Origin of the sequence: Labilithrix luteola, assembly GCF_001263205.1 — a bacterium.
GTDB lineage: Bacteria > Myxococcota_A > Polyangia > Polyangiales > Polyangiaceae > Labilithrix > Labilithrix luteola.
This window is the reverse complement of the sequence record NZ_CP012333.1, coordinates 7,625,154-7,642,632: the sequence shown is the minus strand read 5'-3', so window position 1 is coordinate 7,642,632 and position 17,479 is coordinate 7,625,154. Positions and strand designations below refer to the sequence as shown.

General features: G+C 67.0%; 21 protein-coding genes and 1 pseudogene. 12 read left to right on the top strand and 10 right to left on the bottom strand.

Features of this window, described 5'->3' with window-relative positions:
* The first annotated feature begins 178 nt into the window (after positions 1-178).
* Positions 179-498 (top strand): annotated as a pseudogene (locus tag AKJ09_RS55130) (cupin domain-containing protein).
* 34 nt (positions 499-532) lie between these two features.
* On the opposite strand, the gene AKJ09_RS33215 reads toward AKJ09_RS55130, so the two are convergent.
* Positions 533-1,093, bottom strand: a complete 561-nt coding sequence (locus AKJ09_RS33215) for a DUF6496 domain-containing protein (protein WP_146651871.1) — start codon at positions 1,091-1,093, stop codon at positions 533-535.
* 173 nt (positions 1,094-1,266) lie between these two features.
* Between AKJ09_RS33215 and tal the strand changes: the two genes are divergently transcribed.
* Positions 1,267-2,385 carry a transaldolase gene (tal, locus tag AKJ09_RS33210; protein WP_146651870.1) on the top strand — a complete coding sequence of 373 codons (1,119 nt, stop codon included), beginning with the start codon at positions 1,267-1,269 and terminating at the stop codon, positions 2,383-2,385.
* A 2-nt stretch (positions 2,386-2,387) separates the two neighbouring features.
* Here the strand turns inward: tal and AKJ09_RS33205 are convergent, their stop codons facing one another.
* Together AKJ09_RS33205 and AKJ09_RS33200 are read right to left on the bottom strand one after the other, a co-directional pair.
* Complete coding sequence (locus tag AKJ09_RS33205; protein ID WP_146651869.1) at positions 2,388-3,023, bottom strand: NHL repeat-containing protein; 636 nt, start codon at positions 3,021-3,023, stop codon at positions 2,388-2,390.
* A 9-nt stretch (positions 3,024-3,032) separates the two neighbouring features.
* Positions 3,033-4,277 carry a helix-turn-helix domain-containing protein gene (locus tag AKJ09_RS33200; RefSeq protein WP_146651868.1) on the bottom strand — a complete coding sequence of 415 codons (1,245 nt, stop codon included), beginning with the start codon at positions 4,275-4,277 and terminating at the stop codon, positions 3,033-3,035.
* Positions 4,278-4,335: 58 nt separating this feature from the next.
* On the opposite strand from AKJ09_RS33200, the gene AKJ09_RS33195 reads away from it, so the two are divergent.
* Positions 4,336-5,049: a DUF899 domain-containing protein gene (locus AKJ09_RS33195; protein ID WP_146651867.1), complete on the top strand. Its 714-nt coding sequence runs from the start codon at positions 4,336-4,338 to the stop codon at positions 5,047-5,049.
* Between the two features lie 88 nt (positions 5,050-5,137).
* Positions 5,138-5,344 carry a hypothetical protein gene (locus AKJ09_RS33190; RefSeq protein ID WP_169928066.1) on the top strand — a complete coding sequence of 69 codons (207 nt, stop codon included), beginning with the start codon at positions 5,138-5,140 and terminating at the stop codon, positions 5,342-5,344.
* Positions 5,345-6,162: 818 nt separating this feature from the next.
* Here AKJ09_RS33190 and AKJ09_RS33185 read toward each other — a convergent pair.
* From AKJ09_RS33185 to AKJ09_RS33170, 4 genes are read right to left on the bottom strand one after another with little or no spacing between them, the layout of a single operon-like run.
* A complete protein-coding gene (locus tag AKJ09_RS33185) occupies positions 6,163-6,690 on the bottom strand; it encodes a hypothetical protein (protein WP_146651865.1) in 528 nt (175 codons plus the stop codon).
* Positions 6,687-7,289 (bottom strand): 2OG-Fe(II) oxygenase, encoded by a 603-nt coding sequence (locus AKJ09_RS33180; protein ID WP_169928065.1) that lies wholly within the window; start codon positions 7,287-7,289, stop codon positions 6,687-6,689. Before AKJ09_RS33180 ends, AKJ09_RS33185 begins: the two co-directional genes overlap by 4 nt.
* An 11-nt stretch (positions 7,290-7,300) precedes the next feature.
* The gene (locus AKJ09_RS33175) at positions 7,301-7,609 is read right to left on the bottom strand and encodes a DUF3817 domain-containing protein (protein ID WP_146651863.1); all 309 of its coding nucleotides are present in this window, start codon (positions 7,607-7,609) and stop codon (positions 7,301-7,303) included.
* Complete coding sequence (locus AKJ09_RS33170) at positions 7,606-7,974, bottom strand: hypothetical protein (RefSeq protein ID WP_240488673.1); 369 nt, start codon at positions 7,972-7,974, stop codon at positions 7,606-7,608. Before AKJ09_RS33170 ends, AKJ09_RS33175 begins: the two co-directional genes overlap by 4 nt.
* 102 nt (positions 7,975-8,076) lie before the next feature.
* Between AKJ09_RS33170 and AKJ09_RS33165 the strand changes: the two genes are divergently transcribed.
* The 3 genes from AKJ09_RS33165 to AKJ09_RS33155 all read left to right on the top strand — a co-directional run bounded on the left by AKJ09_RS33165 (position 8,077) and on the right by AKJ09_RS33155 (position 11,142).
* The gene (locus AKJ09_RS33165) at positions 8,077-9,096 is read left to right on the top strand and encodes a GlxA family transcriptional regulator (protein ID WP_420814263.1); all 1,020 of its coding nucleotides are present in this window, start codon (positions 8,077-8,079) and stop codon (positions 9,094-9,096) included.
* Between the two features lie 137 nt (positions 9,097-9,233).
* On the top strand, positions 9,234-10,133 hold the full coding sequence (locus tag AKJ09_RS33160) for an oxidoreductase (protein WP_146651861.1): 900 nt from the start codon (positions 9,234-9,236) through the stop codon (positions 10,131-10,133).
* Between the two features lies 1 nt (position 10,134).
* On the top strand, positions 10,135-11,142 hold the full coding sequence (locus AKJ09_RS33155) for an AraC family transcriptional regulator (protein ID WP_169928064.1): 1,008 nt from the start codon (positions 10,135-10,137) through the stop codon (positions 11,140-11,142).
* Positions 11,143-11,149: 7 nt separating this feature from the next.
* Here AKJ09_RS33155 and AKJ09_RS33150 read toward each other — a convergent pair whose 3' ends face one another.
* From AKJ09_RS33150 to AKJ09_RS33140, 3 genes are all read right to left on the bottom strand, one after another.
* Positions 11,150-11,896 carry a hypothetical protein gene (locus AKJ09_RS33150; RefSeq protein WP_146651859.1) on the bottom strand — a complete coding sequence of 249 codons (747 nt, stop codon included), beginning with the start codon at positions 11,894-11,896 and terminating at the stop codon, positions 11,150-11,152.
* A gap of 64 nt (positions 11,897-11,960) precedes the next feature.
* On the bottom strand, positions 11,961-12,584 hold the full coding sequence (locus AKJ09_RS33145; protein ID WP_240488672.1) for a carbonic anhydrase: 624 nt from the start codon (positions 12,582-12,584) through the stop codon (positions 11,961-11,963).
* Positions 12,585-12,659: 75 nt separating this feature from the next.
* Positions 12,660-13,538, bottom strand: a complete 879-nt coding sequence (locus tag AKJ09_RS33140; protein ID WP_146651858.1) for an SDR family oxidoreductase — start codon at positions 13,536-13,538, stop codon at positions 12,660-12,662.
* 55 nt (positions 13,539-13,593) lie between these two features.
* Between AKJ09_RS33140 and AKJ09_RS33135 the strand changes: the two genes are divergently transcribed.
* From AKJ09_RS33135 to AKJ09_RS33115, 5 genes are all read left to right on the top strand, one after another.
* Positions 13,594-14,619, top strand: a complete 1,026-nt coding sequence (locus AKJ09_RS33135; protein ID WP_146651857.1) for a LysR family transcriptional regulator — start codon at positions 13,594-13,596, stop codon at positions 14,617-14,619.
* 63 nt (positions 14,620-14,682) lie between these two features.
* Positions 14,683-15,993, top strand: a complete 1,311-nt coding sequence (locus AKJ09_RS33130) for a serine/threonine-protein kinase (RefSeq protein WP_146651856.1) — start codon at positions 14,683-14,685, stop codon at positions 15,991-15,993.
* Positions 15,990-16,613, top strand: a complete 624-nt coding sequence (locus tag AKJ09_RS33125; RefSeq protein WP_146651855.1) for a response regulator — start codon at positions 15,990-15,992, stop codon at positions 16,611-16,613. The genes AKJ09_RS33130 and AKJ09_RS33125 overlap by 4 nt, the downstream gene beginning before the upstream one ends.
* A complete protein-coding gene (locus AKJ09_RS33120) occupies positions 16,610-17,044 on the top strand; it encodes a DUF7793 family protein (RefSeq protein ID WP_146651854.1) in 435 nt (144 codons plus the stop codon). The genes AKJ09_RS33125 and AKJ09_RS33120 overlap by 4 nt, the downstream gene beginning before the upstream one ends.
* Positions 17,041-17,469: a DUF7793 family protein gene (locus tag AKJ09_RS33115; protein WP_146651853.1), complete on the top strand. Its 429-nt coding sequence runs from the start codon at positions 17,041-17,043 to the stop codon at positions 17,467-17,469. The genes AKJ09_RS33120 and AKJ09_RS33115 overlap by 4 nt, the downstream gene beginning before the upstream one ends.
* The last annotated feature ends 10 nt before the right edge of the window (positions 17,470-17,479 follow it).

The window sequence follows — 17,479 nt, the reverse complement described above, 5'->3', positions numbered from 1 at the left end:
TGCATGTCGCACGCCGAACTGCGGGCTCTGGCCACGAAAGCCCGGTGAGCCCAGCGCGGATCGTGGATCGCGCGATGCTTTCACCTTGGCCATGTCGGCCCGTCAGGAAACAACCCACGCCCCTTCGAACAAACCCCAACCGCCGCGAGAGCGGCCTTCACCGCACGACAGCACGGTCATCAAGGTCGACTCGTCGCATTCCCCCGAGGAACCCAGGGACAAAAGTACCTAGCCGGCGGCGTCCGCGTCGCAATGCGCCTGTGGGAGCACGAGGCCCCGGGCGACTCGCCCGTGTCCGAGCGCGACTACGAGGTCGTCGGTTACGTGCTCAGCGGACGTGCCGAGCTCCACATCGAGGGACAAGTCGTCCGCCTCGACCCCGGCGATTCCTACGTCGTGCCGCGCCACGCACGCCATCACTACCACGTCATCGCGCCGTTCACGGTCATCGAGGCCACGTCTCCGCCGTCCGCGGTGCACGGCCGCGACGAAACGTGATTCGCCGCGGCCGCCCTGCCGAGAGGTCGCGACCTCATTCGTCGGCAGCGCGCTTGGCTCGGGTTCGCGCGGCCTTCTTGGCAGACGCGGACCGTCCGGCCGCGCCCTTGCTTCGGACGGCCTTCTTGGCCGCGGCCGAGCGACGTGCCGGGCCCTTGGTTCGGACCGCCTTTTTCGCCGCCGCCGAGCGCTCGGCGGTCGTCCGGCGCGAAGCGGCCGACTTCGCCTGACGTGCCAGCGCACGCGGCGTCGCCGCGGCCTTTCCCTCACGTTCGAGAGCATCGAGCGAAGCCTTGGCGCGCTTGCGCGTCGCCTGGCGCTTCGGAGGCGCTCCGTGACCTCTTGCGTAGTCGCGGGATGCGCGACGTCGTGTCGTCTCGGACGTCTTCCCCTCCTTGGGAACAGGAAGCTCGACGCCCGCGCGACGTGCCTTCGACAAGCCGATCGCAATTGCTTGCTTCGCCGACGCCGCTCCGTGCTTGCCCTCGCGGACGTGCTCGATCTCCTCACGCACGAACTCGCCGGCCAGCGTCGATGGGGACTTTCCCTCGGCCTTGTCGCGCCGGGCGCGTGCGCGCGTCTTCTTCTCCGGCATGGTTCTCCTCCGGTCAGGTGTTTCCTCCGAATGGCCTACGTTCATCCACGGCCCTGCACGATGCGCGCCGCGGCACGCTCGGTGCACGTCGAAAGAAACGTACGCGCCGGTGGCTCGTCGCCTTCGTACGCTCACGCACGCTCAACTGCGCAACTCATCGAGGAGAGAAGACCATGAAGAGCCGAATCCATCGTCTCGAGGACCTGGGACAAAGCGTTTGGCTCGATTTCCTCGATCGGAAGCTGCTGACTTCCGGTGAGCTCGAGCAGTTGATCAGCGAGGGCCTACGAGGCATGACCTCGAACCCCACCATTTTCCAGAAAGCGATCTCGGGCTCCAGCGACTACGACACCGCGATCCGATCGGCCGCGGCTTCCGAGTCCGACGCGAGCGTGCTCGAGCGGCTGATGGTTCGTGACCTGACCCTGGCGTGCGACAAGCTCCGCCCGGTCTACGACGGTTCAGACGGCGCCGACGGGTTCGCGTCGATCGAGGTGGCGCCCACGCTCGCCGGAGAGACCGCGGCGAGCATCGAGGCGGCATCCCGCCTGTGGGGCGCGGTGAATCGACCGAATCTCATGGTGAAGATTCCGGGGACGCGCGCGGGGCTACGCGCCATCGAGAGCTGCCTCACGCACGGCATCAACATCAACGTGACCTTGCTGTTCTCGGTGTCGCGCTATCGCGAGATCATCGAAGCGCATCTTCGCGCGCTCGAGCATCGAGTTTCGCGTGGCGAGCCGATCGACCGCATCGCTTCCGTCGCGAGCTTCTTCGTCTCGCGCGTGGACACCAAGGTCGACAAGGCGCTCGACGGACTTACCGTGCCGGGCGACGCACTCTCGCTCAAGGGCAAGATCGCCATCGCGAACGCCAAGCTCGCCTTCGAGGAGTACGAGACGATCCTGGCGAGTCAACGCTGGAAGACCCTGGCCGACAAGGGCGCTCGCCCCGCGCGGCTGCTCTGGGCCTCCACCTCGACGAAGAATCCCGCTTATCCGCCGCTCCTGTACGTCGAGGCCCTGATCGGCCCGCGCACGGTCGACACCGTGACGCCCGAGACGTTCCGCACGTACACCGAGCAGGGGCAGCCGGAGCCGCGCATTCGTCGCGACCTCGGCCAGGCGCATGCGCAGATGGAGCTGCTCGCGCGCCACGGCATCGACTTCGAAGAGGTCGCGGCGCAGCTCGAGACGGAAGGGGTCGCGTCGTTCGTCGACTCCTTCACGAAGCTCCTGCAGTGCATCGCGGACAAGCGACGGTCGTTCACGTCGCCGCCGCTCCGCCCCTGAGATCAGCGTCGGGGGCGGCGGACGGCGCGCACTTTGCCGCTCTTGCCGCCCCCGCAATAGAACAGATCGTTGCCGTTCGACTCGAGCCCGGAGACGTGGGCGCCGGTGGGCATTTCGAGCGTGTCGATCACTTCGCCCGTACGCGGGTCCACGTGTCTCAGCTCGCTCTCGTCACCTTCCCACGTGGCGTGCCAGAGCTCGCCGTCGACCCAGGTGACGCCCGTGACGAAGCGGTTCGATTCGATCGTACGAAGGACCTTGCCAGTCTCCGGATCGATTTGATGAATCTTCCGATCGCGGTACTGGCCCACCCAAAGCGTTCCCTCGGCCCACGTGAGCCCGGCATCTCCCCCTCCACCAGGCGCGGGGATGGTGGAGACGACACGACCGGTCGCAGGGTCGATCTTCTGGATGTGCGCTTCGGCAATCTGGAAGAAGTGGCGACCATCGAAAGCGGTTCCGGCGTGGCTGGGGACCGCGAGCGAACGACCGAGCGTTCCGTCCTTGGGCTCGAGCGCGACGAGCTGATCGCCGGTGGCGAACCACACGTCTTTCCCGTCATAGCTCACGCCATTGACCTGCTCGACACCAGGGAACGGACCATATTCACGAACGACTTCGGCGGGGCGGTTGGCCATATCGAACACCTAATCAATCGGTAGATGGGACGGGAGTAACAACATCGTCGTGAATGCGTTCGTCGTCGGGGCCGTGAACGGCGGCACGAGCGGAGCGGTCCAACGTCGAGCTCGACCATGCCCCCACGCCTGGACCTTGCCCGCGGCTAGGAGCGTATCGAGCGCACGCTGAACGGTTCGCTGGCTCGATCCCATGGCCAGGGCGAGCGCCGAGCTCGACCAGGCCTCGCCGTCCGCGAGCAAGGCGAGGACCGTCGAATGCTCTTCCTCGACGGGGCGCGCGAGAACCACCACGTCGTTCGCTCGCTTCGCTTCGAGCACGAACCCGCGTGCCGTGGCCCGCACGTCGGCCACGGGCGAGAGGATCTTGCGCAGGCGCCCCATCTCCACGCGAAGCCGCGCGCGATGCGACTCGTCCACGCGACGGCCTCCGAATCCTCGACGAACCAGCTCGTCGCGCGAGACGTCCGACGGCCACGCCTCGGCGAGCGTGCGCGCGAGAGCGAAGAGCACGGGCCGACCGGCGAGCGACAGGATGCGTTCGTCCTCGCGCACGACGTGACGGCACGCGTCGACGACGAGCGCGTCAGAGCCGAGGAGGGACTCTACGTCGGCTAGGACCAGGGCGCGCTCCTCCCCCTTCGAGAGCAGACGCGCCGCGGGAATCTCGAGGGCGCGAGCCATGGTCTCGACCTCGGCCGCGAGCGCCGGAATGCCCGTGCGACCCGCCGCCGACCGCGCACGGGCAATCGCTTGGCTCGCAGGCCTGGTCTCCAAGCGGCGCATCGCAATCGTGGCGACCACGAGCTCGCACGTGACGCGCAGCGGAGGCGCGAGATCGTACCCGTCGAGTGCCGCGAGCGCCGCTTGGGCTTCGTCGAGTCGGCCCAAGAGAAGGAACCACCGGCTTTCGAGCGAGCGGGCGAGCGCCACGTTGTGCCGATCGTCATGCGTCTCGAGGATCTGCCTCGCCGCCGCCAGCTCCTTGCTCGGCCAATCGAGATCTCGCGAAGCGAGAGCCACCTCGCATTCGGCCAACGTGCAGCGCGCACGGGCCATCGCTTCCCTCGGCCCGAAGGCCCGCGCCGCACGCTTCAGGAGCTCGCGCGCACGGCTCAGATCGCCGAGCTGCGCCATCGCGATGCCTCGCAGCGCGAGCGCCGGAGGGTCTTCGCGCAAGGCGACGCGCTTGAGCGCGCCGAGCGGATCGCCTGCAGCGAGCGCGTGCGCGGCAGCGGTGATCAGCGAGTCCATCGGAATCCCGTCACCGTTGTAACTCCCGCGCTCGCGCGAGGGGCGTCATCTTGTCCGCATGACGACGAACACGAACAATCACCCGGTCGTAACGCGATCCGAATGGCTCCGAGCACGAAAGGAGTTCTTGAACGAAGAGAAAGAGATGACGCATTTGCGCGATCGTCTGAGCGAGAAGCGCCGGAACTTGCCGTGGGTTCGGGTGGAAGAGGATTACCGTTTCGAGGGACCTCGGGGGAAGGCGAAGCTCGCGGACCTCTTCGAGGGCCGTAGCCAGCTCCTAGTCTATCATTTCATGTTCGCGCCCGAATGGGAGGAGGGCTGCAAGAGCTGCTCCTTCTGGGCGGACAACTTCGAGCGCTCCGTCGTCCATTTGAAGCAACGCGACATCACGTTCGTCGCGATCTCGCGCGCGCCCTCCGAGAAGCTCGCGGCGTTCGAGAAGCGCATGGGCTGGACGTTTCCCTGGTATTCGACCGCGGGAAGCAGCTTCAACCATGACTTCTCCGTGTCGTTCACGCCCGAGGAGGTCGAAAAAGGAACGGGCACGTACAACTACGGTCTCATGAAGCCGCCGATCTCGGACATGCCGGGCATCAGCGTCTTCTACAAAGATCCGAGCGGCGCCATCTTCCACACGTACTCGACCTTCGGCCGTGGCATCGAAGGCATGAACGCCACGTACCAGTATCTCGATTTGGTTCCGAAAGGACGCGACGAGAACGGAAAGCGCGCGTTCTGGCTCCGTCACTGGGATCGCTATGAGCCCTGAATGCCCTTGCTCGCAGAGCTCCTCGGATCGTCCGCGAGACGAGAGCGTCCAGACGAAGCGACGCGTCGCGGGTCGAGCCGGTTCGCTCTTGGGCCTGCTCGCGAGCGTCCTCGCCATTCTCGCCCCGAAGTGCCCGATGTGCCTCGCGGCCTACCTCTCGCTCTTCGGCCTCGGGGCCTTGGCGAGTTGGGTCGCCCCCGCGCTCTTGCCCCTCGGGATCTTCATGGGCGTCACCGCCCTCGCCTTCCTCGCGCTCGGGAGAGGTCGCCGAGGACGGTTCGAACGCGAGACCTGAGCAGACCTCCTGCGGCGACCACTTGCATGGACCGAGAATTCCGGGGCCCACGATGGGCGAGGGCCCCGAAATCCTCGGTCCGTTGCACAAGTTTGTCGCGGACTCCGTTTTGACGATTCAATCAGCGCAACGGAGTTGCGCTGCAATGCGGCGGCGGCCGACCGCAGCGGCGTCCGTACCGACGCTTCGACGCGCCCATGAAGCCCCCAATCGCGGCGCGCAGTGCTCCCTTCGCGTCGCGCCGGCCTCTCGACGCGTCCGCGATCCCTTCCGGCGCGGGCCCGAGGGCCAGGGGGCCCATCCTCGAAGCTTCCGACGCGCTCCCAGGGCTCCGACGCGCCCGCCGGAGATGTGATTTCACGCAGTTGAGGCCTTCGGGGATGCGCCCTCTGACGTCCAACGCCGCACCGGAGCGCGTTTTCTTCGCGTCGAAGGGCTCTCCGGCCGCAATTCCGATCTTCCAAGGCGCGTCGGAAGCCCTCCGGACGCGTCGGAACCTCCGGCCGTCAGAAATGGCGCAGTCGAGCGCGAGGCAGCAACGTCGCAAGGGCGAGTGATGTGAGCTCTACGCCCAATGCCGTTCGGACAAACAGACTTCCGTCAAATACCGATGGATTCACCCCGAGATTTTTCACAGGAAGGGCGGAAGGGCGGAAGTTTTTGGGGCGGTGAGCCGGCAAATCGCGCCACGCCGCGTCGGCATCGGGGCATTCAATTCCCTCGCAACCGCAGTTTGGCGCTTTACGCGGGGCGATAATAAAACCTTCCGATCTTCCGACCTTCCTGTGAAAATTCTGATTATCCGAACGGCATTGGCTCTAGGCCCCCCGGAGGAGAGCCATCAGGCGCACGACGGAGGCCGAGGCAAAGCGCTTGCTCACGTAGGTGTGGTTGCTCATCACCGTGGGGCCACGTTCGACGAGCGACATCGAGCCCGGTGACGAGGGAGCCGTGAAGAACACCTGGCCGCGATGCCGATAATGGACCTCGGCACGCGGCACCACCTCGGCCGAGAGATCGAGCACGAGCTCCACCGGGCGATCGTCGTAGACGCGGTCGTGGCGCACGAGGACATAGTCACCGGGCAAGAGGCGAAGGGCGCGAGCCTCGGAGACGGCGAGCGAGCGCCCGGTGATCTCACTCGCCACTCCGCGCAGCGCTTCGAGGAGCTCGGCGAGCGGTGGAGACGAAACGTGGTCGTAGCTCCCCCGATCGACAAGCGCGTAGCGTTCGTAGCCGAGCTCTTCGAGCGAACGACGGACCGACGCGGCGAGCGAAGCGCCGATGACGTCGGGGACGATCACCGCCGGCAGCGGCGTCGACGACCACGCTTCGCGAGTGCTCACGGATAGAACCATCCGGCGAGCGAGGCCCGGAGCCCCGCCATCACTTCCCTCACCTGGTGGAGCGAGGCGTCGCTCACTTCGAAGACGACGAGACGATTCGGCACCGGTGCGATGATCTTCGCGCTCTCCGTGCGCACGACGTCGCGCCCGTCCATCGTGCATCGAAAGAGCTCGAGCTCACCGCCCTCGGGCGGCTCGGGCGACGGCAGGTAGTAGGCATACGCGAGCACGCGGCCGACGTGCTGCTGATGGTCGTTGTGCGGAAGCAGGTAATGGCCCGGTCGATAGGCGTACGCGCGCATGTCGGCGCGGGAGAGGGCCTTGCCGGAGATGCGCGAAAGACGCGGCGCGAGAGCCTCGGCGAACGAATCGCGCAAGCGGCGGAACGCATCCGTGCGTGGTTCGGGCGAGGAGCCCTCGAACCAGAAGATGTCGCCTTGGCAATCGTCGACGGGCTCCTCTTCGAGGGCTGCCAAGAGATCATCGAGGGCGGCCTGGTCGACGAAGTCGTCGAACACGAGATGTGGAAACGGCGCGGCCGCACGAAAGACTCGCGCCAGCGCCTCTTCGTCGTCCCACGCGGGCGAGAGATTCCACATCGGAAGGCTGCTCAGTCGCGCTTGGCCTCGGCGGCGCTCGGCTCGTTTCGCAGCGAGCGATCGAGCACGAATGCGCCGAACGGTACGAACGACCAGCCGAGCGCGGCCAGCGAACGGCGGCGCGGCCATGCGTGTTCGAGGGCGGTGCGGTAGAGCGTGGCGACGAACGTAACGAACAGAATGCCGTGGACGCTGCCCATGATCCGCACGAACAGCGGCATGCCGAGCGCGTACTTGAGCGGCATGCCCACGAAGACGAGAAGGCCGAGCGAGAGCCCTTCGAGCAACGCAACGAGCCTCAGCTGACGAATGACAGTCATCGTGACCTCAAGAGATCCCAGGTGGGGCGGAAAACCATCAGCATGACCACGAGAACGAGCGGCACCGTAGCCGCCCAGAAGTCGGCCCGCGACCGCTCCGGCTTCGCCACGGCGCGCACGAGCGCAATCTGCGAGGCGAGCGACAAGACGAGCGACCCGAGGAGCCAGAGCTCCATCAGCGAGATGCGGAGCATCGACGCGAGGCCGTAGCCCGTCACCCAGATGGCGAGGAGCGCGGGCGACGCAACCTTGTGGACTGCGCGACGTCGCTCTTCCGGGGCCGACGCCACGAACGCCGCGACGAGACCGCCGCCGTACGCGAGCACGGAGACGAGCTTCAGAACGAGAACGATCCGATAGAGCACGCCGGCTACCATCGGCGCGCACAGTGCCACGGCCCGGCGCGGCGAACGAGTGGCAAGATCGACAATCTTCGACCACTTTCGGCCAACGGCAGAATCCAACCGATGAGCTACGTTGTGGCCATGCATCGAGCGGCGGTTCTCGCAGTTCTCGCCATGGACGGCGTCGTCCCCTTCGACCTGGCGACTCCGGGCGAGGTGTTCGGACGAGCTCGCATCGGGCGCGATCCGGCGCGCGCTCGAGCGGCGTACGACGTTCGCATCTGCGCGCCGAAACGACGTGCCGAGACGGGCCTCTTCGAGCTTCGCGCGCCTTACGACCTCGACGAGCTCGGGCGTGCCGACACGATCGTCGTGCCCGGCGTGGCGGATGTTTCGAAGCCGGTTCCTCGCGCCGTGCTCGAGGCGTTGCAGAAGGCCTCGGCGCGAGGCGCGCGCATCGCGTCGATCTGTTCGGGCGCGTTCATCCTCGCCGCGGCGGGTCTCCTCGACGGCCGCCGTGCGACCACGCACTGGCTCGCGGCAAGCGAGCTCGCACGGCGCTATCCGGCGATCCACGTCGATCCCCACGTGCTCTACGTGGACGAGGGCAACGTGCTGACCTCGGCAGGCGCCGCCGCCGGCCTCGACCTGTGCCTGCACATCGTGCGCACGGATCACGGCGCCTCGGTGGCCGCTGCGGTGGCGAAGCTCGCCGTGATGCCGCTCGAACGAGCCGGCGGTCAGTCCCAGTTCATCGTGCACGAGCCTCCCTCAGCCGAGGAGGGCGCGTCGCTCGAGCCCGTCCTGCGCTGGCTCGCCGAGAATCTCCAAGAGAAGGTGTCCCTCGACGACATCGCTCGACGCGCGGGCATGAGTCTGCGGACCTTGAGCCGTCGCTTTCGCGAGCAGACGGGGACGACGCCCCTCGGCTGGCTGCTGCGCGCGCGCGTTCGACATGCGCAGCAGCTCCTCGAGACTACGCCTTCGTCGATCGAACGCATCGCCACCAGCGCCGGCTTCGGCTCGGCCACGACATTTCGCCTGCGCTTCCAGCGGGTGGTGGGCACGAGCCCGCGGGCCTACCGGAATGCCTTTCGCGGCGCGGTGCCCGAGCACGACGTTCGAGCGCGACGGAGCGCGTGAGGCCTCAGGAAGCTCTTCTTCGACGTTGGCGCGATCCGATGAGCCCTTTGGCGCGATCGGATTTTCGCGGCTTTCCGGGGCGACCTAGGTTCTTCGTTGCGCCCCGAGGATGGTCGGCGCACGAAAGGGAGAACGCCATGTCGAAGGTATGGCTCGTCACCGGAAGCTCGCGCGGCCTCGGCCGCAACATCGCCACGGCCGCGCTCGAAGCCGGCCACCGCGTCTTTGCCACGGCGCGCAAGCCCGAGCAGCTCGACGACCTCGTGCAAAAGTACGGCGACCGCATCCGCGCGTACGCGCTCGACGTCACCAATGCCGAGGCAGCTCGTGCGGCGGTGCGCATTGCCGTCGATACGTTCGGCAAGCTCGACGTCGTGGTCAACAACGCCGGCTACGGCAACATGGGTTCGATCGAAGACGTGCGCGAAGACGACTTCCGCGCGCAGTTCGAGACGAACTTCTTCGGTGTCGTGAACGTCACGCGCGCGGCCTTGCCGGTCCTGCGCGCGCAGCGCTCGGGACATATCATTCAGATCTCGTCGATCGGCGGGCGCATGGGCACGCCCGGCCTCGGCGCGTATCAGTCGGCCAAGTGGGCCGTGGAAGGCTTCTCGGAGGTCTTGAACACCGAAGTGATGCCGCTCGGCATCAAGGTCACCATCGTCGAGCCGGGCGGCTTCCGCACCGACTGGGCAGGCTCCTCGATGTCGATCGACGAGGTCCGCGAGGACTACCGGCCCAGCGTCGGCCGCGTCATCGAGCGTGTTCGCAACGGGGCCACCGTTCCCGTGGGCGATCCGGCGAAGGCCGCCAAGGTGATTCTCGAGATCGCGGGAATGGACTCTCCTCCCTTCCGCATTCTGCTCGGAAGCGACGCGGTTCACTTCGCGGGCCTGATGGCGACGAAACGCGCCGAGGAAGACGCGAAGTGGAAGTCGCTGAGCCTCACGACCGACGCCGAGCCCCCGGAGCAAGGCAAGCTCGATGCGCTCGTCGACGCCCTCAGGGGCAACGGCGCGCGAGCGAACGGAGGATGACATGACGGCCGACGTCATTCCGGTTGCGAGCGCCGTTTTGCATCGCCTTTCGGCGCTCGGCCTGGATCTGCGTCGGCTCGAACGCCATCCCGACGTTCCTCACGAGCTCTTCGAAAGCACCAAGGCTCGCCTGACGACGAAGCAGTTCTTCGCGCTCTGGCGAGCCGTCGAAGAGATCGCAGGCGAGCCCGGCTTCGCGCTGCGTGTGGGCAGCGATTCCGTTCCCGAGCGCTGGAACATCGCCTCGGCCGCGGCGCTCTGCGCTCCCTCGTATGGCGAGGCCATCCGGGTTCTCGGTCGTTACAAGCGGCTCATCTGCCCCGAGGATCTCGCGCTCGAAACGAAGGGAAGCGAAGCCTCGCTCGTCGTGGATTGGCTGCTCGCCGACGAGCCGCCGCCACCTTTCTTGATCGACGGAACGTTCGCCTCGACGCTCGCCTTGGGTCGACACGGTACGGGCAAGCGGCTCGTCGCCAAGCGGCTCGAGCTCACGAGGCCCGAGCCTCCGCCAGCGGTACGAGCTCTCCTGCAAGAGCACTTCGGCTGCCTTCCCCAGTTCGGCTGCACGCGCAATGCGATGACGTTCGAGGCCTCGGTGCTCGACGAATCGATGCTCACGGAGAACGGCGATCTGTTCGCCGTCATGCTTCCGGGCCTCGAAGCGCGGCTCGACGAGGAGCCGTCCGGAGGCACGCTCGCCAGCCGCGTGGCCGACGTCGTGGGGCGCAACATGCGAGGGCGTCGTCCCACACTGCAAGTCGTCGCACGCGACCTGCGCATGAGTGCACGCACGCTCCAGCGCCGGCTCGAGGAGAGCGGAACGAACTTCCAGGAAGTGCTCGACCACGTACGCCGCGCGACGGCGCGGAGGCTCCTCCAGACGACCGAGCTCGACGCCGGAGAGATCGCGTTTCTCCTCGGCTTCGAAGAGGTCAACTCGTTCTCCCGCGCCTTCCACGTCTGGGAGAAGACGACGCCGATACGCTACCGCGCGAACGTCCGCGCGTGACGCCGGCTCAGAGAGCGGCCGACAACATGGGGCCGAGCGAGAGCGCATTGAAGCTCGCGCTCGAGATGCCCTGGTAGTGGATCTCGCCGCCCACCGCGAGGACCGGGCTCAGGTGATAGACGACTCCACCGCCGCCCACGTAGGCCGCACCGGTGTTCTGCGGATTGTCCACGTGTCCCATGCCGATCCCCGCTTCGACGAACGTCGACCAGGTTCGAAGGGGCAGCACGAACTTCGTCGCCACCATGGCGACCACGGCCGTCGTCTCGTAGAAGTAGCTCGCGAACTGAAGGTTCGGCACGAAGAGGATGCGTCCGGTGTCGAATCCCCAGCCGAGGCGCGCGTTGAGCGAACCGCCGACGTTGCCGCTGACGAACACGATGCCGGGCGTGACGCTCGTTTGGCCGCCGAGGTTCCCGTAGACGGCCCAGTCGCGCGCGATCTGCGTGGGCTCGGCGCCGGGAGCGGCCTGAGCGCCGGGCGCGGTCGCGCTCGTCGTGGTCGTGGTGGCCGCCACGCTCGGACGTCGGAAGCCGGTGGGGAACGGCGCGTACGTCGGATCGCCCCACAGTGGCGCGACGGGCGTGTGTGCCGAATCCGTCGTCCAGACCTGAGCCGTCTGCGTGGTGGTGGCCATGGTCGACTGCGCCGATGCGGACCGCGCGTAGCACGCGACCAGGGCCATCGCCGAAAGCGTCACGAGCCGTTTCGAGCTCGAGCGCGTGGAGGACTTGAGGGAGTTCGCGGGTCGCATCGTTCCGTCGGGAGACGATGCGAGAAGAGCGCCAGCGCGAACGACCGTGCGCCGCGCGCCTTCGTCATTCCTGGTCGAGGAACGTCACCACGCCGGTCGCGAGATCGAAGACCGCGGCGACGATGACGACGCGACCGCACTCGACGAATTCGCGCAGAATCGGACTCGAACGACGAAGCTCGGCCGCCGAGGCGAGCGCGTTCACGCGAACCGCTTCGTTCATGCGCGCCTCGCGATCGCCGCCCGGCGTGGGCGGCATGGCTTCGAGGTGCGGAGTGATTCGTTTGACGATCGACTGGATGTTGGGCGAGTTCGGCTTGCCGCCCTCGAGCGCTTCGACCGTGGCGCCGACCGCACCGCACTTCGTGTGACCCATGACGACCACGAGGCGTGTGCCGAACTTGCCTGCTGCGAACTCGACGGAGCCGATCAGCGAGGGCGCGACGATGTTGCCCGCCACGCGAATGACGAACAGGTCACCGAGCCCTTGGTCGAACACGTACTCGGCCGGTGCGCGAGAATCGGCACAACCGAGAATCACCGCGAACGGGGATTGGCCGTCGGCGAGCCCGGGATGCCAGCTCCGCGTCGCTCGCCCTTCTCCCATCACGAACCGACGGTTGCCCTCACGAAGACGAATGAGAGCCGAAGCAGGATCGACCGCGGTGGGGGCGTAGGAGTTGGGCACGTCGCGAGACGGCTACCACGATGCCGGGAACGCCGGCAACGCGAAGAACAAAGCGCAGCTGCAGCGCGTCGGAGCTCAACTGCGCTCGCGCTTCGGCGTCGGGAATCTCGAACGCATGAAGGCGACGTAATCCCGCTCGGTAAACTCGCGACGCGCCTTGACGAATCCGCGCTCGTCGCCGCCGACGAGGTAGCGAAGCTGATCCTTGCCGTCCGTCACCGCCTCGAAAATGACGCGCGCGACGTCGAGCGAGCTCATCGAGATCTCCGAACGCATCGCGGCAAAGCTGGCGTTCGTCGCGTCGACGAACGCGGCATAGTCCCGTTGGATGGCCTCGTTCGAGGAGTCCTGCTCGCCGACCTGCTCCTGCGCCTCCTGCGCCGAGCGCTCGCCGAACCGCGTGCTCGAGACTCCGCCGTGCGGGATGACGAGCTTCACGGCGACGTTCTGCGAGGCGGCCTCGTAGGCGAGCGCCTCGGTGAAGCCCTCGAGCGCGAACTTGCTCGCGCAATACAGCGAGAGCATCGGGAGCGTGAACATGCCGGCGCCCGAGCTCACGTTGACGATGGTGCCGCCGCCGCTCTGACGGAAGTGCGGGAGAAGCGCCCGCGTGAGCTCCATCACGCCGAAGACGTTCACCTCGAACTGCTCGAGGATCTTCTCGCGCGGGATTGTCTCGAAGAGGCCGTAAAGGCCGTAGCCGGCGTTGTTGACGAGGGCATCGATGGATCCGAAGCGCTCGAGGCCACCCGAGACGGCGGCGGCGATGCTGTCACGATCCTGCACGTCGAGGCGCGTGGTCCACACGCGTTCGGGAGGGCCGAGCGGTTCGGAGGCCTCGGGCTTGCGCATAGTGGCCACCACGTTCCAGCCGTGCTCCGCGAAGAGCCTGGCCGTTGCTTTGCCGATCCCCGAAGAGGCACCGGTCACGAGAAGGGTCTTGGGGTTGCTCATGAAGGCAACCTAGCGACGCAACGACGCTGCGAGAATCACGCTAATCTCGCATGTGATGGTGAAGAATTTCGTACAATCGCGCACGCCCGCGCGCCTGCTGGAGCTCAACGCCATCGCGGCCATCGCCACGCACGGCAACTTCCGCCTGGCCGCCGTCGAGCTCGGGATGTCGCCGTCGGCGCTCAGTCATGCCGTCGCGGCGCTCGAGCAGCGGATGGGGGTGCGCTTGCTCCATCGCACCACACGCAGCGTGCGTTTGTCCGAAGTGGGGGAGCGATTCCTGGCGCGGGTACGGCCGGCGCTTCGCGAGATCGCCGACGCGATGGACGACGTGCATGCGCTCGCCGACACGCCTCGAGGGACGCTCCGCATCAACACGTCGGAGGGAGCCGTGCGACGTTTCCTGGGGCCCATCGTGCTCGTCTTTCTCGAGCGCTACCCCGACGTTCAGGTCGACATCGTGAGTGAAGGGCGACTCGTCGATATCGTGGCCGAGGGCTTCGACGCAGGCATGCGGCTCGCCGAGTTCGTACCGCGCGACATGGTCGCCGTTCCGTTCGGACCAGCGCTTCGCTTCGCCGTCGTGGGGTCGCCGCGCTACTTCGAGACGCATCCGGTGCCGCGGGCGCCATCGGAGCTGCTGGCGCACGAGTGCATTCGAGGACGACTGCCGAGCGGAGCTCCGTTCCGGTGGGAATTCGAGCGGCGTGGGGAGGAGGTCATCGTGGACGTCACCGGCCGGCTGACGGTCGACGGGACGGAGTCGATGGTGGAGGCCGCGCTCGCGGGAAGGGGACTCGCCTTCGTGACCGAGGAGTCCGTGGGCGAGCTCGTCCACGAGGGCCGTTTGATTCGGGTGCTCGAGGATTGGACGCCGCCGTACCCGGGCCTGGCGTTCTACTACCCTTCGCACCGCGATCCATCGGCGACGCTTCGCGCGTTTCTCGACATCGTGCGCGCCTCCAAGCCCACGTGGTCGAAACGGCTCGGTGCGAGCGAGACGAGGCAGACGGGACAGACGGGACAGACGGGACAGACGGGGCGGACTCGGAAGCGGTTGCGCGGAAAACGCCGAGGCTGAACGGCTTCGGTCACGGCCGCATGGACGCCGGCGCGCCTCCATGGTCCGATGGTCCGTTTCCCAATGATAGACGTGGATACGAGCGGCGATTCGGGGGTCCGGGAGACGGGGCCGTCGTCACGGCTTACCGCCGTGGAGGCCGCGGACCTGCTGATCCACCTCGTCACCCGCGGGAAGCCGCGGGCCGTCGCGCTCGAGCCGAGTACGTCCGGCCACGTCGTCCACGTCGACGATGGCGAGGGCTATCGCGAGCGCACGCGACTCACCGCCTCGCTCGGTGACGCCGTCGTTGCTCGCCTCGCGATCCTCGCCGAGCTCACGCCCGGTGCCTCGACCTCCCAACTCGGGCGTCTGCGCGTCTCCCTCCGGCGCCCCGATTCCGGCTCGGCGCCTCCTATCGTCGAGCTGCTCGTCGCCGTGCGTGTGGTCGACCACGGACTCGCCGCCGAGGTCCATCGCGTCGCGACGATCGCCGGTACGTTCTCCCCGGCCCCGGTCGATTCTGTCGCCGTCCCCGATGCCGACTTCGGCAAGTACCGCCTCGATCGCGAGCTCGGTCGCGGAGGCATGGGGGTCGTCTACCTCGCCAAGCACGTGGTCCTCGACAAGCCCGTCGCCGTGAAGGTCCTTCACCCGTTGGCGAGCGACAACCCGATGCTCACGTCGCAGTTCGTGATCGAGGCCCGCGCCGCGTGCCGCGCGCGTCATCCCGGCATCGTCGACGTGACCGATTTTGGCACCATGCCCGACGGGCGCGCCTACCTCGTCATGGAGCTCGTCGATAGCCCCACGCTCTCCACCGTGCTCGATCGCGAAGGGCCACTGCCTCACGCGCGCGTCGTCACGCTCGCCGTCCACATCGCCGAGGCGCTCCAAGCCGCGAGCGCGCAGGGCGTCGTCCATCGCGACCTCACCCCGGCGAACATCTTCGTGTGCGACGGCGATCAGCCGAAGATCTGCGACTTCGGCGTGGCGAAGATCGTCGACAAGGACGCCGAGGATCTCGAGGGCGTCGCCTCGCGCGTCGTCGGCACCGCCGCGTACATGTCTCCCGAGCAAGGGCTCGGCGAGCCGGTCGATGCGCGCACGGACATCTATGCGCTCGGCTGCGTGATGTACCGCATGCTCACGGGCAAGGTCCCCTTCGCCGGCGGCTCCCTCGTCGCCATCCTCGCGAAGCACGTCCACGACGATCCTCCGCCGATGACGAGCCCACACGGCCCGCTGCCTGCCGCGCTCGAGGGCGTCGTCCTCCGTGCCCTCGCCAAGCGTCCCGCGGAGCGCTACCAGTCCGCCGAGGAAATGCTCTTCGATTTGCGACGCGTCGAACGTGTGCTCGCGCGCGATGGTTTCGCGAGGTTCTTGCCGCGATGAGCACCGACGCGAAACACACCATCCTGGTCGTCGACGACGAGCCCGAGGTCGTCGAAAGCCTGCGCCGCACGCTGCGCCACGAGAAGTTCAAGTTCGTCGGCACCACGAGCCCGCTCGAGGCGCTCGGCATCGTGCTGCAGGGCGGGGTCGATCTCGTCATCGCCGACATCGACATGCCCGAGATGAACGGCCTCTCGCTCGTCTCGAAGATCCGCGCGCAATGCCCTGACGTCGTGCGCATCCTCCTCACGGGCGACGCCTCGCTCGAATCGGCGATGACCGCCATCAACCTCGGTGAGGTCCATCGCTACCTCGTCAAGCCGTGGCAGAAAGAGGAGCTCCGAGAGACGCTGCGCACGGCCCTCGAACGACTCGACGAGCTCCGTCGCGCGAGCCGCGCTTCTCACGCCGTCGCCGCGCACAAGGCGCTCGTTTCGGCGCTCGAGCGCGAGCACCCGGGCATCTGGACGGTGGAACGCGACGAGGGCGCGTACGTCCTCGACACCGAGCGCATCACCAAGATTCTCTCCTCCCTGATGGAGGAGCCGCTGCGCGACCTGTTCGACGTCGAGGCGACGTTCGGACCGCGCGAGCACGTCACGAGAAGGAGCGGGCCATGAATGTCCCGAACACCGCGGGGTGGAAGCACATCGGGGATTCGTCGAATACGCGGTACTTCGCCGTTGCAGAACGCATCCTGGGAGGCGTTCCCCTGCCCGGCTCGAAGGACGACGGCGCGACGGCCGAGGAAAATGTCGTCTTCCAGAACGGTTACTTTCGAACTTCGAAGCCGGGGGTCGTCGTCATCTTCTTCGACAACCTCGCCTCGCAAGACAAGGATGCCCGCCGGGTGTACCAAACTCGACCGGATCCGAACGTGCTGCTCGGCACGGCCCTCGTCGGAGGGAGTTTGCTCTCGCGCGCGATGGGCTCGTTCTTTCTCGGCCTCAGCAAGCCGAAGGTCCCCGTGAAGATGTTCAAGAACCTCGACGAAGCCAGGGCGTGGGCGAGCGAGCTCATCGCGGCCAACCGTCAGGAGCAAACGACATGACGATTCCGGCCCCCGAGTGGCGCAAGCTCGGCTCGACCAGCAACGCCGACTTCTACGAAATGCGCGAGGACATCCTCGTCATCGTTCCCAACGTCGACTCGACGGACAACGAGCAGACCGCGCGGGAGAGCTTGGCCTTCCAGAAGAAGCACTGGACGGAGACGGGGCGGCGCGGCTCGGTCATCGTGTGGATGGACCCCATCGTGGTCCAGGACAGCGGCGCACGCAGCGTCTACGCGAACGAAACCCGCGGCGTTCCCACCAATTGCTACGCGCTCGTGGGCGAGTCGTTCTTCGCGATGGCGAGCGCGTCCGTGTTCACGGGCCTCGCCAAGCCGGGCATCGAGACCAACGTGTTCCGTTCGCTCGCCGAAGCGATGCCGTGGATCGAAGAGATGAACCGCACGCGCGGCGGCAAAGTGTAGAATCCCCGCT

Bases quoted from the DNA above. Each gene is read 5' to 3' on its own strand.
- AKJ09_RS33140 (WP_146651858.1), bottom strand. From the start codon at position 13,538: ATGAGCAACCCCAAGACCCTTCTCGTGACCGGTGCCTCTTCGGGGATC.
- AKJ09_RS33205 (WP_146651869.1), bottom strand. From the start codon at position 3,023: ATGGCCAACCGCCCCGCCGAAGTCGTTCGTGAATATGGTCCGTTCCCT.
- AKJ09_RS33180 (WP_169928065.1), bottom strand. From the start codon at position 7,289: ATGTGGAATCTCTCGCCCGCGTGGGACGACGAAGAGGCGCTGGCGCGA.
- AKJ09_RS33165 (WP_420814263.1), top strand. From the start codon at position 8,077: ATGAGCTACGTTGTGGCCATGCATCGAGCGGCGGTTCTCGCAGTTCTC.
- AKJ09_RS33195 (WP_146651867.1), top strand. From the start codon at position 4,336: ATGACGACGAACACGAACAATCACCCGGTCGTAACGCGATCCGAATGG.
- AKJ09_RS33120 (WP_146651854.1), top strand. From the start codon at position 16,610: ATGAATGTCCCGAACACCGCGGGGTGGAAGCACATCGGGGATTCGTCG.
- AKJ09_RS33115 (WP_146651853.1), top strand. From the start codon at position 17,041: ATGACGATTCCGGCCCCCGAGTGGCGCAAGCTCGGCTCGACCAGCAAC.
- AKJ09_RS33135 (WP_146651857.1), top strand. From the start codon at position 13,594: ATGGTGAAGAATTTCGTACAATCGCGCACGCCCGCGCGCCTGCTGGAG.
- AKJ09_RS33160 (WP_146651861.1), top strand. From the start codon at position 9,234: ATGTCGAAGGTATGGCTCGTCACCGGAAGCTCGCGCGGCCTCGGCCGC.
- AKJ09_RS33130 (WP_146651856.1), top strand. From the start codon at position 14,683: ATGATAGACGTGGATACGAGCGGCGATTCGGGGGTCCGGGAGACGGGG.
- AKJ09_RS33125 (WP_146651855.1), top strand. From the start codon at position 15,990: ATGAGCACCGACGCGAAACACACCATCCTGGTCGTCGACGACGAGCCC.
- AKJ09_RS33215 (WP_146651871.1), bottom strand. From the start codon at position 1,093: ATGCCGGAGAAGAAGACGCGCGCACGCGCCCGGCGCGACAAGGCCGAG.
- AKJ09_RS33150 (WP_146651859.1), bottom strand. From the start codon at position 11,896: ATGCGACCCGCGAACTCCCTCAAGTCCTCCACGCGCTCGAGCTCGAAA.
- AKJ09_RS33155 (WP_169928064.1), top strand. From the start codon at position 10,135: ATGACGGCCGACGTCATTCCGGTTGCGAGCGCCGTTTTGCATCGCCTT.
- AKJ09_RS33175 (WP_146651863.1), bottom strand. From the start codon at position 7,609: ATGACTGTCATTCGTCAGCTGAGGCTCGTTGCGTTGCTCGAAGGGCTC.
- AKJ09_RS33200 (WP_146651868.1), bottom strand. From the start codon at position 4,277: ATGGACTCGCTGATCACCGCTGCCGCGCACGCGCTCGCTGCAGGCGAT.
- tal (WP_146651870.1), top strand. From the start codon at position 1,267: ATGAAGAGCCGAATCCATCGTCTCGAGGACCTGGGACAAAGCGTTTGG.